Source organism: Dolichospermum sp. UHCC 0406 (assembly GCF_009712025.1).
Taxonomy (GTDB): domain Bacteria; phylum Cyanobacteriota; class Cyanobacteriia; order Cyanobacteriales; family Nostocaceae; genus Dolichospermum; species Dolichospermum lemmermannii.
In genome coordinates, this window is sequence record NZ_VILA01000016.1 from 234541 (window position 1) to 251875 (window position 17335).

Sequence of the window (17335 nt, forward strand, 5' to 3'; positions counted from 1 at the left end):
TGAGTATTTTGTTGTTGTAAACTTAATGGCGATCGCTCTCCGTATTGTGCGAAGTGCGATCGCTTTTGGCTATTGATTAAATTTGACAAAGTTGCTAAAATCCTGGACATCCTGATCCGGCTTGCACCACGCTAGGCTATCAGACAATTTCACCATCTATTTTCCCCTTTCCCGATGATTAGCAGCTTGTAATAATAAAGATTCAGCAAAAGAAATTGCCTCATTTGCCGATTTACCACCAGCTAACTGAGCTAATTCTTCCCGACGAGTAGTTAAATTATCCAAACTTGTCACCCTCACCACAGTCCGCTGTTCATCATTACTATTTCTGGCTTTATTAATAACTAATTTATCAACGCGAAAATGACGATCTGCCATTGCGGCAACTAGAGGCTGATGAGTTACACATAATACTTGATGTCCTTGACTAAGTTGGTGCAATTTTTCCGCTATAGCTTGGGCAACTCTACCAGAAACTCCCACATCAATTTCATCAAATATCATTGTTCCCACTTCATTTCCTTGATGGAAACAAGCTTTTAAAGCTAGTAAAAAACGGCTCATTTCTCCACCAGAAGCAATTTCTGTTAATGGTTGAATAGGTTCACCGGGGTTAGGACTAAACATAAAAGTAATTTTATCTGCACCTGTAGCTGCGGGAGAAATGGGGACAATTTCTACTTTGAATTTCACCTTATCCATCGCTAACGGCTTGAGTTCAGCTAATAACCGAGATTCTAAATTAGCCGCAGTTTGCCGCCGTAATTGGCTTAATTGGTGACTAATTTGTTGGAGTTCTTGTAAAGATAATTGTTCTTGTTGTTCTAAAGTTTCGATAGATTGTTCACTATTATTTAATTCAGCTAATTCAGTTTGAATACGTTCATAATAAGAAATAGCTTCCGTCAGAGTCGGTCCATATTTGCGACAGATTTGTTTTAATTCCCGTATCCGTTCATCCACCTCTTCCAACCGTTGCGGATCTGCTTCTAACCCTTCTCCATAAATACTAATTTGTCTCCCCACTTCCATTACCGCTGCAACGGCATCTCGCACCAATTCCAACAAAGATTGTAATTGAGAATCATACTCCACCATGTGAGTTAATGTCATCTCTCCATCGGCTAATAAATCAGCAGCAGTCCGAGTTTCCTGATCATCTTGATACAAAGCCTGATAAACTTTGTAACTCATTTGTTGTAAATCCACAACATGATTCAGGCGTTCCCGTTCTTGATTTAATTGTTCCATTTCCTGGGCATCATCAAGATTAGCAGCGCCCAATTCTTGGACTTGATATGTTAATAAATCCAATTGTTGCAGCCGTTCCCGTTCCGATGTCCGGCGTTTTTCCAGCGCTTGCCGGGCTTGTTGATATACAATGAAAGCAGCAGCGACATTTTGGCGTTTGTGCAACAAAGCATCACCACCATATAAATCTAACCAATCTCGAACTTGGGCAGATTGTCCCACTTGTACCGTTTGCCCTTGTGCCGTAATTTCTACCAAGTTATCCCGTAATCCTGCCATTAAGGGGCGATTCACCAGTACCCCATTCACCCGTGACCGACTGCGGATATTACTGGTAGTAGTGGCAATTTCTCGACTAATGATCACAGCATGATCATCGGTTAAATCAATTTCTTGTTCACTCAACCAAGCTGCTAGGGGCGGAGTAACGCTAAAAGTCGCCTCCACTATAGCGCGATTTGTGCCAGTTCTAATCACCCGACTAGAGACTTTACCACCTAAAACCGCATCAATAGCATCTAATATAATTGATTTTCCTGCGCCGGTTTCTCCCGTCAACACATTCAAACCCGCACCAAAATCCAATTCCAAATGATCAATTAAGGCGAAATTTTCAATTCTTAAATATAGCAGCATTTAAATAATCCTTACTATTGCAGATTTACCCGGTTTCAAATTATGTTTCGCGCAAAGGCACAAAGAAGCAAAGGCGCAAAGGTGAAGATTTTTAATTTTCCTTTTTTTTACTTCAATATGGCTATCAGCAACGCTCAAAACTTAGAGGTGTAAGGGTTTAGTTCAGGCTTTACCCTACCTGTAGAATCAAACTTAGGCTATGGGAAACATAGTAATGGTTGTATCTCCACTCCCAGCCGCTAATATTTTACCATCTGGACTAAAAGCAATTGAGTAAATTACAGAATCGGTACATTTTACGCTGGAAATTTCTTCTCCACTAGCGACTGACCATAATTTCACTGTTTTATCTTTACTAGCGCTCGCTAAAATTTGTCCATTGGGACTATATGCAACGGAACAAATATGATCAGAATGTCCTGATAAGGTTTTAATTTCTTGACTAGTTTCTAGATTCCAAAGTTTAATAGTTTTGTCTTGACTACCACTAATTAAAGTTTTTCCGTCGGGACTAAATGCTAGAGAAGTAATCCCTCCAAACCAATCAGAATGTCCTGTTAATGTTTTCACTTTATTTTCAGCTAATTGTAAAATCTTGATAGTTTTATCATTACCACCTGCACTACTAGCTAATAGTTTACCGTCGGGACTAAAAGTTACAGATAAAACATCATCGGTATGACTTTTGAAAGAGTAAACTTCTTTTCCTGTTTCTAATGACCACAGTTTAACTGTTTTGTCTTTACTTCCACTTGCTAAAATTTTTCCCCAGGGACTAAATGCGACAGCATTAACTCTTTCTGCGTGTCCTGTAAAAGTGAAAATTTCTATTCCTAGATTTACATCCCACAATTTAATAGTTTTATCATCACTGCCACTTACTAAAAATTTACCATCTGGACTAAAACCTAGGGAATTAATCCCTCTAGACCAAGAATATTCCCCATGTCCTGCAAAGGTGCGATGTTGCTGAGTTGCTAAATCCCACAATTTAATTATTGTATCATCACTTCCACTTGCTAAAAATCTACCATCAGGACTAAAAGCGACAGAGAGAACTTTATGTTTATGTCCTTTGAGATTACTGAAAAATACTAATTTTCCTGTTTTGTCATCTGTTATAGATGTGGTAGGAATTACTTCTAGTGTTTCTTGATAATTATCTGATTCTTTTATACTTGATTCATTTGCTAACTGTGACGGGTTAAACCAAGGATTTAATTCCGTTAATACATCTAATGTTTTCAACGATTTGTTAATAGAATTGCTAATAGAATTTAAGTTATTAGTTGTGGAAATTTCTGCTTTTTCTTGACTTGCTGTTTCTGGTATTGGATTTGTTTGGGAATTTGATTTATTTTCTACCTGTAACGGTTGTACCAAAGCTGTGAATAAACTATCTAATTCTGTTAATCCATCTGTCAACCGTTGGTTAATAGAATCAAGGATATCATTATTTTTACAACTTTCACTTTCTTGCTTTTCTTTAATTTCACCTATCGCTTGTCTTTGTTCTAAAATTGTCTGATGTAATTTTTGTGTTGAATTATCAATTTCTGCAAATCGAGAATTAACAACTTCGATTTGTTGATGAATCTGAGTAAATTCCTGACTTTGATTTTCTTGATTATCCCGTAATTCTGCTAATTGCTGTTGACTGCTTTCATTACCATTTCTGATAGAAGTTTCAATTTCTGCAAATCGAGAACTAAAGACTTGTAGCTGTTGATTAATTTGTGATAATTCAGTTTGCAATTCTGCAATATTTCTCAAATATTCATCTTTATCAACAGTAGAACCTAAACTTTCTAAAGAAATATCTAATTGCTGTACCCGATTATTGATAACTTGCATTTGTTGATGAACTGCATTAAATTCTGTACTTAATTTTTGCATTGATATTTGAATTTTCTGGTCAACAATTTGACTAATTTCCTGTTTGTAAACTTCAAGTTTTCCCAAACGTTCATTAATTGCCATCTCAATTGTTTGGTCAATAATTTGGCTGAGTTGTTGTCTCCAAGCTTCGATTTGTTCCAAACGTTGATTAGAGGTATTCATGGTTTTTTCTACTTGGTGAAATTCTTCAGTAATATTTTGCAAACCTGTCTGTAATTGGTCTATTTGTGATTGTGATTGGGAATAATTAAACTTAGGACGATTGACTAAATTTAAAGCTACACTTAAACTCAGGGGAATAACTGCATAAACCACCTGTTGCGTCACTGTCGCTACTATTGTTCCCAATACTGATAACCCCAAACATACATACTCGCTAACTTCTAGCAACTGACGATTATTCATGTTAACTGGTATTACTTGTCAAGTCGTGATTACTATATCACAAAACATAGTCAATAAAATTCAGCAAATAAAACTTTATACTCTTTGCGCCTCTGCGTCTCTGCGTGCAAAAAATTCTTTCCTTCCGCAACGCTAATTTTTAGATATGAAAACTTCCAGATTGTATATCTTGACAATAGCATAAAATTTCCAGATGTCAATACCCTAGTAAAATCCTTAGCTTATTGATTACATGAGATTCTAAGTAGAGAAAAGACACAAGAGCCGCTATGAATTACCAAAAATGGTATTAAAATCCATTATCAGGAACAAGCGGAAGGTGGGTTTTATTAAGGTAGCATTAGTATTATAATGTATCAGTTACACTAAGACATAAGACCAAGTTCTCATTAAGAGGGAACTAGTAGTCTGTCAATCCAAAAATGACGGGTAAAGGCAAGCAGGGGGAGAAGAGGAGGGAAAAACAGAAGTTTTTTCCGATCATTCGTCAAAATAAATTTGACGAACTACTAGCGCGACCTAGGAATCGCTATTAATTTGGATAAAACCTATATACATCAATGGTTCTGGACATATAAAAGGGATATTTAATCACAAGGGGAGCGGTAGAACCAACTCTTCCAAACTTGGCACATTTACCCAACTTCCTGTTTCATGAGATTCATGGGATAAATCCATTAACAATTGCGAATAAACCCCTTCTTTTAAAGAAGGTGTAATTTCTTGATGATTAGTAATTCCTTTTACCCATTCATCAACAACACGAAGAAAAGCACAAATTCGCCCATCATGATAATGTTGAGGAAAGAGAAATTGTTGGGGAATTGCTATTTCTGTTAAAGATTCTCCCGGTTGAGAACCCCAAACCCGAAAACCATGAATATAGTCTTTTTGATTCTTGCTACCTAAAACTAATGTTCCCTTATCACCATAAACTTCTATCCAATGAGTTCTAGCTGCATGAACAACCGCACTAATAGCAACTTGGCAAGGTGTACCATTTGCCAATTCTAGAGATAATAAACAAGTATCATCAGTATCAACTGCTTGTAATTCTCCAGTTACTGGATTAACTCTTTCCGAAATAGCAGTAATTAAATGAGCGTTTAATTTGTGAACTGGACCAAATAACCAATTAATATAATCAAAAGCATGAGAACCTAAAGAACCTAAAGCACCACCACCTTTTTCTTGAGTAGAATACCAATTCCAAGGACGAGAAGTATCAGCGCGAGAAGAACCCAACCAATCAATTTTAATTAATCGGATATTCCCCACATAATTTTCAGCAAGAAGTTGAGCAAAAAATTGCCATTCTGGAACAAAGCGAAATTCAAAATCTACAGTGGCAATTACACCTTGATTTTTGGCTAATTGATATAATTCTTGAGATTCATTGACATTTAAAGTTATAGGTTTTTCTAACAAAAGATGTTTACCAGCTTGCAAAACCTGTTTAGCCATTTCATAGTGTAAAAATGGCGGTGTGGAAATGCTGACAGCTTCAACTGTCGGTAAAGCTAGAATTTCGGCTAAATTATCGCTTGCATAAGGGATATTATGAGTTTCTGCAATAGTTTTTGCTTTATTGACATCTCGATGATAAACAGCGACAATCTTAGTATTATGATGTGCTTGAAATGCGGGAATATGGACTTTTTGACCAAATCCCGTGCCAATAACTGCTACCCCAATCATGTTTAGTCTTTGCTAAGTTTACTTAAAAATAATTGTACCTTTGTGAAGATAGAAAATCAATTATTTAGTTTGATCAAATTTAATCACGAAAGCAATTGCAATACTCACCATCAAAATCAATACCATACTCAATGCTGAACCAAACCCCCAATTTTGACTAGCACCTAGAAACTGATTATAAACTAACCGCGCAGCAGTCATACTCGAAGTACCACCCAGTAATTCTGGGTCTATAAAATCTCCTAACCCAGTAATAAAAACTAGTAGCGAACCAGCCGCAATTCCTGGTAAAACTTGAGGTACAGTCACTTTCCAAAAGGTTTGCATGGGATTTGCACCCAAATCAGCAGCAGCTTCTAACAATTGTTTATCTAACTTTTCTAAGGAAGCATATAAAATTAATACCATGTAGGGTAACAGGCTGTAACTCATGCCAATTAATACCGCTAAGTTACTGTTCAAAATATTGATAGCGGGTAAACCAAAACTGGCTAATATACTATTTAATAATCCAGTGGGACGTAAAATTGTAATCCATGCGTAAGAACGCAATAAAGAAGAAGTCCATAAAGGTAAAACAAAAGCTAATACTAATAAAGTTTGCCACCGCTTCGGTGCTATTAAAGCAATCCAATAAGCAACGGGAAAACCTAAAATTAAAGTAATAATAGTAGTACCAAATGCCAAAAGAAGTGAGTTGAATATCACCTTTAAATAAATCGGTTCAAAAATGCGAAGATAGTTACCTAAACCGCTGGGATTTACTAAATCTCCTGGTCGAATATCCGGGACTAAACTTAACTCAAAAATTATTAATGTTGGCAAAACTAGCAACATTAATAACCAAATACCAGATGGTGCTAGTAAGCCCAAAGGAGATAACCAATTTTTCCCAGCAGGTTGTAATTTCTCTATTTTGTTCAGGTCGCTAGAAGATTCCATTTGCAAATTAGTGATTGTATAGCGGTATGCACTTGAATGAGATATTAATATTTACGGTAAAAGCCATAGGACAAAATATTTTCCTCCTTCTTTCTTTCCTCCTTTCCTCCTTCTTTCTTTCTTCTTTCTCCTGACTCCTGACTCCTGACTCCTGACTCCTTAAGTTAGTAATTGAGTCCAATAACGTTCATAAATCTCTTCAAATTTTCCTAAAGGTGTCAGACGTTCACATTTTGCTAAAAGTGATTGAGGAGGAAATAAATTAGTATTCTCTTGAATTGCTTTTGGTAACTGTTCAAATCCTGCCCGATTAGGAGTAGAAATATATAATCTTTCAGAAATTTTTGCTGCTACTTCTGGTTGCAAAATTAAATTAATCCAGGCATAAGCACCAGCTATATTAGGATTAGATTTGGGAATGACAATAGTATCAGTCCATAATGAAGAACCACTACGAGGAATTACAAATTTGAGTTTGGGATTTTCCTTGCAAATTTTGACGGCATCAGCAGAATAACACATAGCGACCGCTAAATCTCCCGCCAGAATTTTATTTTGCCAAGCATCTGTATCAAAAGCCGCAATAGCAGGTTTTAATATCTGCAATTTCTGATATGCTTGTTTAACCTCATTTTCATTTTGGGAATTATAGGAATAGCCCAACATCCGTAATGTTGCACCCATTACCTCTCGCACATCATTGAGTAAGGTAAATCGTTTATTTAGTTGATCTTGATTTTGCCAAAGATACTCCCAATCTTCTGGGGCATTTACCAGTTCTTCTGAATTATATAATAAACCCGTTGTTCCCCAATTAAAAGGAATACTATAACCATTATTTGGGTCATAAGTAGGATTATTAAACTGGGGAAATAAATTATCTAAGCCAATTAAACGGCTATGATCTATTTCTATTAATAACCCTTTTTCCGCCATCTTTTGTACCATATAGTCAGATGGGTAAATGATGCTATAAGTACCACCACCTCCAGCTTGCAACTTAGCCAACATCACATCATTGGATTCATATACATCTGCTATTACTTTCACACCTGTTTGGGTCGTGAAGGTAGTTATTAATTCTTTATCTGTATATTGAGTCCAGGTATAAATATATAGTTTGTCACTTTGATTAGAGCTAATATAGTTTGACCCCACATTAGCTAGTCGCCAACCACAACTACCTAAAGATAAGGTAGAAAATGCCGCCATCTTTTTGAGAAAATTCCGTCTGTTAGTCATCTAATTTACATCTTGACTAATAGCTAAACAGTCAAATTTTTCCCACCAAGCATAAATGGGTGTATTTCTATCTGGTAAGCTACCATAAGTATTGGGTTGTAAAACATTGAGGTTCACACCATTGATTAATTCCACAACATAATTAACATGAGTTCCTAAATACATGACATTAATTAGCCGTCCCTCGAAACAATTTGTGGGTATATTAGGTTGATAAAGGGAAAGTTGAATTTTTTCAGGACGCACACTAACAACAACACTTTGAGCTATTTTTAGAGGAGTTTGTTCATTACGACCAACAATTATGGTTAATCCGGTTTTAGTAGAAATTGTCACAGATTCTGCATCTACTTCCACAATTTCACCGCTAAATAGATTAGTATCACCAATAAAGTCAGCCACAAAAGGTGTTTGCGGACTTTCGTAAATTTGGCTAGGAGTACCAATTTGTTCTATTTTGCCTTGATTCATCACCGCAATGCGATCAGATAAGCATAGTGCTTCTTCCTGATCATGTGTCACCATCACAAAAGTTAACCCTAAATCCTTGTGAAGATTAGATAACTCAACCTGCATCTCCTTGCGAAGTTTTAAGTCTAATGCTCCCAAAGGTTCATCGAGGAGAATGACTGCGGGACGATTAACCAAAGCCCTTGCTAAGGCTACCCGCTGTTGTTGACCACCGGAGAGTTGACTGGGAACACGCGATCGCAAACTTTCCATTTTTACTAGTTTCAAAGCATCTGTAACGCGACTAGCAATTTCCGATTTGGATATTTTTTTTAATCGCAATCCAAAAGCAATGTTTTCCCACACATTCAAGTGATTAAATAAAGCATAACTTTGAAATACAGTATTCACAGGTCGCAGATAAGGAGGAACATCAGTCATTAACTGACCTTGAATGAGTAACTTACCAGCATCCACCCTTTCAAATCCAGCAATTAAGCGGAGTGTCGTTGTTTTTCCACAACCAGATGGACCTAAAATACTAAAGAACTCTCCCTGCCTAACATCCAAATCCACTCCGTGGACTGCGGGTTCTTGGTTGAAAAACTTAAATACGTTACGCAATTCAACATCAAGTAGCTGTAATGTTTTTGAACCTCTTTGATTCTGTATCGCAGTTTGAGCCATAATCTTGTCAGTTGTCAGTTGTCAGTAGGGGCGAAGCATTTGGAAGATAAATTATCGGTCATTGCCAAAAATAGTTCTCCAAATGCTTCGCCCGTACAGCCGAAGCATTTGGAAGATAAATTATCGGTCATTGCCAAAAATAGTTCTCCAAATGCTTCGCCCGTACAGTTGTCAGTTGTCAGTAGGGGCGAAGCATTTGGAAGATAAATTATCGGTCATTGCCAAAAACAGTTCTCCAAATGCTTCGCCCGTACAGGCAAAGCATTTGGAAGATAAATTATCGGTCATTGCCAAAAATAGTTCTCCAAATGCTTCGCCCGTACAGTTGTCAGTTGTTCGTTGTCCCTAGTCCCTAGTCCCCAGTCCCCAATTCCTATGGCTATCTTATCATCATTATTTAGTATAAAAAAAAATACACGCACAGTTGGACGTGGTGTCCAATCCACATTTGTAATTTTATTCACATTATTAATGTTATCTGGTATCGGCGCTAGATTAATATATTTACAAATTATCGAAGGAAAAAACCACCGCATCCGCGCAGAATCTAATCGGATTCGGATTATTTCCAAACAACCAGAAAGAGGTAATATTTTTGACCGAAATGGTAAATTATTAGCCAGCACCCGTTATCCCCGATCTGTATATTTGTGGCCAATGGCACATACCAAACCCTCCTGGCCGGTAGTTGGTCCACGTCTAGCCAAAATTCTTGACACCTCCCCAGAAGAGATCGAGAAAACACTTGAACAATCTGCTGTTAATCATTCTTCACTAATTCGCATCGCTCGCAATTTAAACGAAGCACAGGTAACAGCCTTAAAAGAGTATGAAAATGAACTACCAGGAGTAGAAATAAATACTGAAGCGGTGCGTTATTATCCTCATGGTCAAGAGTTGGCTCATATACTTGGCTACACCCGTGAAGTTACCGCTAAACAGTTGGAAAAAAAGAAAGCTGAAGGCTACAGATTAGGAGATGTCATGGGTCAAATGGGAGTAGAAAAAGCGTATGAAAAATTGTTAAGAGGTGAATGGGGAGGGCAGCAAATAGAAGTAGATGGTAGCGGTATACCTCTACGAATATTGGGGAGCAAACAAGCGAAAGCTGGTAATGATCTGCACTTGACCATAGATTTAGATATACAAATGGCAGCAGAAAAAGCTTTAGGTAAACGCAATGGCGCAATAGTCGCCATTGACCCTAAAAATGGGGCTATCTTAGCCATGGTATCTCATCCCACCTTTGACCCCAATATCTTTTCTAAACAAAAACTTTCTCAAAAAGATTGGGAAACTGTCCAAGGTTCTGAACATCCTTTAGTCAATCGTGCCATTAGTGTCTTTCCTCCAGCCAGTACCTTTAAAATCGTCACCACAACCGCTGCACTAGAATCAGGTAAATTTTCTCCTGATACGGTATTACAAACCTACGGTTCTTTAACTATTGGTGGGACTACCTTTGGTGAATGGAATCATGCTGGTTTTGGACCATTGGGTTTTGTAGGAGCGATGCAGTGGAGTAGCGATACCTTCTTTTATCAAATTGGTAAGCGAGTCGGTGGACCAACATTGATCGAATGGACTCGTAAATATGGATTTGGTCAAAAAACCGGCTTTGAATTTACTACAGAAGAGTCCAAGGGTTTAGTTCCCGATGAAAATTGGAAACAGAAAACATGGAAGATACCTTGGAGTGTCGGTGACACTGTGAATATGTCCATTGGCCAAGGTGCTTTACAAGCTACACCTTTACAAGTCGCAGTCATGTTTGCTGTCCCGGCTAATGATGGTTATCGCGTCCAACCCCATGTGTTGAAAGATAATGAAGAAGCTAGAAGTTGGAGAGAATCATTAAATCTCAAGCCCACAACTGTCAAAATTTTGCGGGAGGGATTACGAAAGGTGGTTAGTGAAGGTACAGGTAAGGTCTTAAATGTCCCCTCTCTTCCCCCGGTAGCCGGTAAGAGTGGGACGGCTGAAGCTTGGAAGAAAGGAGTTAAAGAAAATCACGCTTGGTTTGGGGCTTATGCACCTGCGGATAAGCCAGAAATTTTAGTGGTGGCCTTTGCGGAACATTCCGGTGGTGGTGGTGGTAGTGTTGCAGCACCCATGATTTTAGAAATAATGGAAAAACATTTTGCTCGAAAATAGGTGATTGTTAAAAACACAAAAAAATACCCTGAAATTATCTCCAGGGTACATATACGTTTTTCAGGCATTAATAAATTTAAGACTACTCGACCTTAAAAAATATTGCTACTACCTAAAGTAGAGTTATCAGAAAATAGGCTGAAAACCCCGGAATTGACACCTAAAAATCCAAAAAGTTTTTAGGTGTCCTTGATGATTAGCGGGCAAAATGCCCGCACTACCAAAAACCCGTCAAAATAAATTTGACAGACTAAGTAGGTGAACGGAAAAAACCGTAGACGCGGAGCGGCTTCTCGAAAAGTAATATGTAACGAAAAGTAAAGTTGCTCAAAACCTCTTATCTGTTTCCCGTTCCCTGTTCCCCGTTCCCCGTTGCCTCTGAATTTGATTTCGCTTCCAAATTTTCCAGCCGGCTTTTCAATTCCTGATTTTGCTGTTTAATTTGATCAAGTTCCTCACGTAATTGCTTCAGGGTTTTGTCTGTGCCAATATTCTTTTGCACTTTACTCACTTCCTCTTCAGCATAGCGACGAACACGGCCATCTGCGGTTTGATTGGCTAAAGATTGCAAAATACCAATGGCTTTGGGAGTTTCCATTTGTCCCAAGGCTGTTAAAACCGCTACCTGAGTTAAAAAGAAAGTCTCTCTAGCAATTTCCGCTAATCGGTCTAAAATTCGTTCAATATTAGCGGGAGTTTGACCAGTGGAAATTTTGCCAACAGCGCGAATTGCACCGAGACGTAATGGTTGCGGTATCCCAGCTTTCGTGTATTCCAGTAATAAACTTAAAGCTGCTTCTGAGGATTTGAATTCAGCTAAACCAGCCACAGCCCCACTGCGGACAACTTCATTCCAACCAGCCCGTTCTTCTAAAACAGATTTGAGTAACTTGATTACCTTGTCTTCATGGGGTTTATCTTCCAAATGTGCCGCTGCTATAGCCGCAATAGTCCGACAAGCCGCAGCTTCTACATAGTAGCTGGCATCCCCATGTTGGACAACACTCTTTACAGCTTTATAGCTATCATGAGTTTTAATTCGCGCTAAAGAACTAATCACAGCCCGCCGCACAAAGGGACTAGGATCATCTAATCCAGCTACTAAACCATCAAAAGCTTGATCTAATTGAATTTCTGCCAATTCCTTAGCAACTTCGATCCGCACACCCCAAAAAGGCTCATTTTTCAAAGCTGAGGATAGGGCTAAAGTCGCTTCTAATCCGCCTTTTTTCGCTAAAGCTTCCGCAGCATAAATGCGAGAAATGGGATGAGGATCAAATTCTAATTGGGCTTTTAATTCGGAAATTGGAAATTCTAACTTGACTGTTTTTAAGTAATTATTGCCCACATCAAAGCTAATAAAATCAGGCTTTTGTGTTAGTGGAAAGTAAAAACTTTGTTCTTTTTCATGTACCCGAACTGTAAAAGTTGTGAGTTGGGGATTTTCTTTATATCCAAAACCAATGGGAATCCTGAGATTAAATAAATCCTTACTATCGGCTTTGGCTTGGGTTTGGGTGACTGTCACCTTCGCTAAATTTGCGTCACCATCCCAGGCATAAGCTACTTTAAAATCAGGATGACCACCACGATAGACATATTGATCAAACAGGAAAGCCAAATTTCGTCCTGTGGCTTTTTCAATTGCTCTTAATAAGTCTATAGTTTCGACAGTGTTGTGGGCGTTGTCTTGAACAAATGTTTGGACTGCTTGCCAAAATAATTCATCACCCAATTCTGCCCGAATCATGTGATAAACACAAGATCCTTTTTCATAAATGTGGCGGTCATAAAGTTCAATTGCTTCCCGGTAAACATGAGTTACCATGGGTCTGCGGTAGCGACTGCTATCTTCACTTAAATAACTCCACGCTTCCTTTAACCGATAATATGCGGCTTCTTGGTCGCCATATTCCCGTTGGGTCCACATTACCTCTGAATAGGAAGCCATGCCTTCCTTAATCCAAGCATGGGACCAATGTTTAATTACCACCAAATCCCCAAACCATTGGTGTGCAAGTTCGTGGACAACTAAACTTTCGGTATTACGATTATCTAATATTGCTCGTTCGTCTAGTAAACATCGGTCACTTAATAGAGTTGTGGAAGTATTTTCCATGCCTCCAAAAATAAAGTCGTCTACGCAAACTTGAGCATATTTGGGGAAAGCGTAAGGATAACCATACTTTTCACTGAGAAATTCAATCATTTGGGGAGTTTTGCCCATGCTGCGTTGAGCATCTGCTTCTCGTCCCTTTTCGACGTAGTAGGTAACGGGTTTATCATGCCACTCGTCCCGAATTTCCGCAAAATCACCAACGGCTAAGGTCATCAAGTAGGTAGGATGAACTTGTTGTTGTGACCAATGGTAGGTTTTGTATTTTGCCTCCTCTACGGTGTCAATTAGTTCACCGTTGGAGATAGCTACTAAGGGATTGGGAACACGAACGCGAATTTCTGAAGTTGATAATTGTCCAGGGTAGTCGAAACAGGGAAACCAGTAGCGAGAATCTTCGTCTTCTCCTTGTGTCCAGACTTGGGTCGGTTTGTGGGGGTAGTGTTTGTTTGGTTGAATAAAGTAAATGCCCCGTTGGGGTTTTTCGGCGGCGTAGGCGATCGCAATTAACAAGCGATGACCAATTTCAGTGGGTTGTGACAGGTAGATACCAAGTTTTTCGCCATCATATTCAAATTTTTGCTCAACTGCGTTTACTTGTACAGCGGTGATCTTCAGATTTACCGCATCCAAAGTCAATCTATCAATCCCATTCCGCACTGGTAATAGGCGAATACTACAAGTTCCGTAGCAACTTTGGTTAGGGATATCCAAACTCAGATCCAGAAAAATATGTTCTACCTGTCCAGGTCGGTCAGGGTTATAGTGTGGTTTTGCCCCTGGTAACTCAAAACGGTTGTGTCCGGTTTTTTCGGTATCAAAATAAAACTGCAACATTTATTATTTCTAGCCTTCTAATTCTAAAAGATTTAATGGGATGTAAATCATACAAGTAAAGAAGTGTAGCGTAGTATGACATTTTTTGATCAGCAAACTCTTCCCTACCTTGATTCAAGAGAATCTTGATCCGTGATCATTTGTTATTGAGTACAAATACTACTAATTTTCCATATAGATTAGTTTTAGAATAACTTGGAGATGAGAAATTGACTATTGTTTTCACAGGAATAAGATATCATTTGCGGATTCAGCCTTAACCATAATGGAGTATTATTTAGACCCAATTACAACTTTTTGGTGAGCATAAACCGTTAATTATATCAGTAATTACCGTAAAATTAGCGGAAATTAGGGATAAAAAAAGGATTTAAACATCAAAATCTCTGGGAATTATGTTTTTTCACCACTTGATTGTAAACTGTCTCTAACCGCCAGGTGTTTTCACCCTTTTATACTCAATATGCGATATTTACTGATGTCAACTAAGTTGACAAAATCTCCAAAATATACTTGTTTTTCATGGGTTCTCCATTAGATAAAATCCTCTGTCTACCAATGATCATTGCGTAGATTCTGCAATAAAATTTACAACAACAAGGAGCATTTATCAATGTCTGAAAAGAAATCATCATTTTTAATCCCTATAATCGGTACTGCTGTAATTATAGCAGGAGGCATAGCAGCTTATATGTATCTAAAGGGTGGTGGTGATAGTTCTAGTCCTTTAGGTAGTGCTAAATTAGTACCGGCAACTGCTCTAATGGCAACTTATATTGACACTAATCCTGAATCCTGGCATAAGTTACAGCAGTTTGGTACACCGGAAGCGCAGAAATTACTGGCCAAAGAATTCCAGAGTTTCAACCAACAAATGTTGAATGATCATAAAATTTCTTACGAAGCAGATATCAAACCTTGGGTTGGTGGGGTGATGATTGCGGTACTACCACCAGATGCAAAAAAAGTATCCGAGAATAACTTTCCCGCCTCCGAAGCCCCAAATTATTTGTTAGTGGTAGGGATTAAAGATAAAATAGCTGCTTTGAAATTTGCCAATAAGTTGAAAGACCAAAAAAACGTCAAAATTCAGGAATCGGACTACAAAGGTCAAAAAATTATCGAATCTACTGGTCAAGGTCAACCGACTTATGTAACAGTTTTGAATAATGACCATTTGCTGTTTACATCCAATAAACAATCTGTAGAAAAAGCGATTGATACCTATAAAGGCGAACCTTCTTTTGCTAGTAAAGAAGGGGCAAATGATATTCTTAGCAAAGGTGTGGATGTTAAAAACAGTTTAGCGCAAATTTATGTTCCTGATTATGCCAATATGGTAAAACAATTAACTGCTTTCAATCCTCAATCTAAACAATTACCTCCACAAACCCTCGCGCAAATTAAGCAAGTCAAATCACTGACAGCAGGTGTGGGCATAGATGATGGCGGATTAAGATTAAAAGCAATTGTGAATTTAGATCCCCAACTGAATAAATTTGAATATCAAACTACTCCCGCCAAAATTGTGGGACAATTCCCCAGTGAAACTTTGGCTTTAGCTAGTGGACAAGGTATTAGTAAAAGTTGGCAAACTTTTGTGGAACAATCTAAAGATTATCCCGAATTAAATCAAGGAATTCAACAAGCGCGGACTCAATTAAAAAGTCTGCAAATTGATTTAGATAAAGATATTTTTGGCTGGATGAATGGAGAGTTTGGTTTAGGTGCAATTCAATCTAATCAAGGTTTATTAGCTAATACCGGTTTTGGAGGTGCGCTAGTATTAGATACGAGCGATCGCAAAACTGCTGAAGCCACTTTCACTAAACTCGATAATTTTGCCAAACAGCAACGGCTGAATGTCGCTCAAAGAACCATTGGCGGTAAAAATGTCACAGAATGGCAAATCCCCCAACAAGGCGCTCTAGTGGCACATGGTTGGCTCAATGATAATACAGCATTTCTGGCTATTGGTGGACCCGTTGCGGAAATACTGGCAGATCGCAAAGGTGCATCACTTGATCAAAGTGATACTTTTAAAACTGTTACAGGTTCTTTACAAAAACCCAATGGTGGTTATTTCTATTTAGATATGGAAAAAACCAAAACCATAATTGAGCGTTTATCCGCTCAAAGTCAACCTTTACCTGCGGACGCTACTGCTATTCTCGATTCTCTTCGTGGTATTGGTGTGACTGTTAATAGTCCTAGTAAATCTCTGACTCAAATGGAGATGCTGTTATCTCTTAAATCTGGTAAAGGGAAATAATATTCTTTTTTGAATTTTTTTCACTTTCAGACGCACAAGGCACAGAGAGTAGTTTGTAGGGTGCGTCAGACCCGATAATTTCGTAAAAAACAGATATCTTCTCTCTGACGCACCTTATTCACTGGAATCAGATTTCTAGTCAAAATAGACTTTACGATTCCTTAGACATAATTCTCACAAATACATATAATATATGTATGCAAGTTGAATGGAATCCTGAAAAAGCTAAAAGCAATTTACAAAAACACGGAGTCAGTTTTTCTGATGCTGAGGCCGTCTTGTTCGATCCTTATGCACTTTCTTTTGAAGATCAATCAGCACAAGGTGAACAACGATTTATTATTATGGGGATGGATCACCTTTGGCGGTTGCTAGTAGTAGTCTATACCTATCGAGGTGATAACATTCGCTTAATTTCTGCCCGTCCTGCTACTCCTAAGGAGAGACGTGAATATGAAACCGGAATATGATTTTGATCAAGCTAAACGGGGTGCGATTATCCCACAACAAGGTAAAACTCGTATTACCATCTATATTGATGATGATATTTTGGAAGCGTTTAGACAAAAAGGAGACGCTGAAGGGAAAGGTTATCAAACAATGATGAACCAAGCGTTACGAGAATATCTTGATCAAGCCAAACCTCCCTTAGATGAAGATACACTACGCCGAGTCTTTCAAGAAGAACTGCGGGCTGTAACTGTTGTTAGTTAAGTTTATGATTAATTGAACGCGGATAAACGCAG

General features: G+C 38.2%; 13 protein-coding genes. 6 read left to right on the top strand and 7 right to left on the bottom strand.

The genetic code is table 11. The annotated features are described in order from the left end of the window. Positions 1-156 precede the first annotated feature (156 nt). From recN to FJR09_RS15590, 6 genes are all read right to left on the bottom strand, one after another. Positions 157-1887 (bottom strand): DNA repair protein RecN, encoded by a 1731-nt coding sequence (gene recN / locus FJR09_RS15565; RefSeq protein ID WP_015078620.1) that lies wholly within the window; start codon positions 1885-1887, stop codon positions 157-159. A gap of 192 nt (positions 1888-2079) precedes the next feature. Continuing rightward, positions 2080-4191: a WD40 repeat domain-containing protein gene (locus FJR09_RS15570; protein WP_168652898.1), complete on the bottom strand. Its 2112-nt coding sequence runs from the start codon at positions 4189-4191 to the stop codon at positions 2080-2082. Between the two features lie 591 nt (positions 4192-4782). Continuing rightward, positions 4783-5889 (bottom strand): Gfo/Idh/MocA family protein, encoded by a 1107-nt coding sequence (locus FJR09_RS15575; protein WP_015078618.1) that lies wholly within the window; start codon positions 5887-5889, stop codon positions 4783-4785. 60 nt (positions 5890-5949) lie between these two features. Then, a complete protein-coding gene (locus FJR09_RS15580) occupies positions 5950-6831 on the bottom strand; it encodes an ABC transporter permease (protein ID WP_041457620.1) in 882 nt (293 codons plus the stop codon). Between the two features lie 159 nt (positions 6832-6990). Continuing rightward, positions 6991-8073: a spermidine/putrescine ABC transporter substrate-binding protein gene (locus FJR09_RS15585; protein ID WP_168652897.1), complete on the bottom strand. Its 1083-nt coding sequence runs from the start codon at positions 8071-8073 to the stop codon at positions 6991-6993. Further along, complete coding sequence (locus FJR09_RS15590; RefSeq protein WP_168652896.1) at positions 8074-9210, bottom strand: ABC transporter ATP-binding protein; 1137 nt, start codon at positions 9208-9210, stop codon at positions 8074-8076. A gap of 18 nt (positions 9211-9228) precedes the next feature. Between FJR09_RS15590 and FJR09_RS25310 the strand changes: the two genes are divergently transcribed. The 3 genes from FJR09_RS25310 to mrdA are packed head-to-tail and all read left to right on the top strand — an operon-like array spanning position 9229 to position 11364. After that, a complete protein-coding gene (locus tag FJR09_RS25310; protein ID WP_254433126.1) occupies positions 9229-9417 on the top strand; it encodes a hypothetical protein in 189 nt (62 codons plus the stop codon). Further along, on the top strand, positions 9362-9559 hold the full coding sequence (locus FJR09_RS25315; RefSeq protein WP_148279019.1) for a hypothetical protein: 198 nt from the start codon (positions 9362-9364) through the stop codon (positions 9557-9559). The genes FJR09_RS25310 and FJR09_RS25315 overlap by 56 nt, the downstream gene beginning before the upstream one ends. A gap of 26 nt (positions 9560-9585) precedes the next feature. Then, positions 9586-11364 carry a penicillin-binding protein 2 gene (mrdA, locus tag FJR09_RS15600; protein ID WP_168653831.1) on the top strand — a complete coding sequence of 593 codons (1779 nt, stop codon included), beginning with the start codon at positions 9586-9588 and terminating at the stop codon, positions 11362-11364. Between the two features lie 337 nt (positions 11365-11701). On the opposite strand, the gene FJR09_RS15605 is transcribed toward mrdA, so the two are convergent. After that, on the bottom strand, positions 11702-14317 hold the full coding sequence (locus FJR09_RS15605; RefSeq protein WP_168653830.1) for a M1 family metallopeptidase: 2616 nt from the start codon (positions 14315-14317) through the stop codon (positions 11702-11704). A gap of 613 nt (positions 14318-14930) precedes the next feature. Here FJR09_RS15605 and FJR09_RS15610 point away from each other — a divergent pair. The 3 genes from FJR09_RS15610 (at position 14931) to FJR09_RS15620 (ending at position 17303) form a co-directional block, all read left to right on the top strand. Continuing rightward, positions 14931-16589, top strand: coding sequence for a DUF3352 domain-containing protein (locus FJR09_RS15610; protein WP_168653829.1), 1659 nt, complete (start codon positions 14931-14933; stop codon positions 16587-16589). Positions 16590-16786: 197 nt separating this feature from the next. Next, positions 16787-17059, top strand: coding sequence for a BrnT family toxin (locus FJR09_RS15615; RefSeq protein WP_168495787.1), 273 nt, complete (start codon positions 16787-16789; stop codon positions 17057-17059). Beyond that, positions 17043-17303, top strand: coding sequence for a BrnA antitoxin family protein (locus tag FJR09_RS15620; protein WP_148761391.1), 261 nt, complete (start codon positions 17043-17045; stop codon positions 17301-17303). Before FJR09_RS15615 ends, FJR09_RS15620 begins: the two co-directional genes overlap by 17 nt. The last annotated feature ends 32 nt before the right edge of the window (positions 17304-17335 follow it).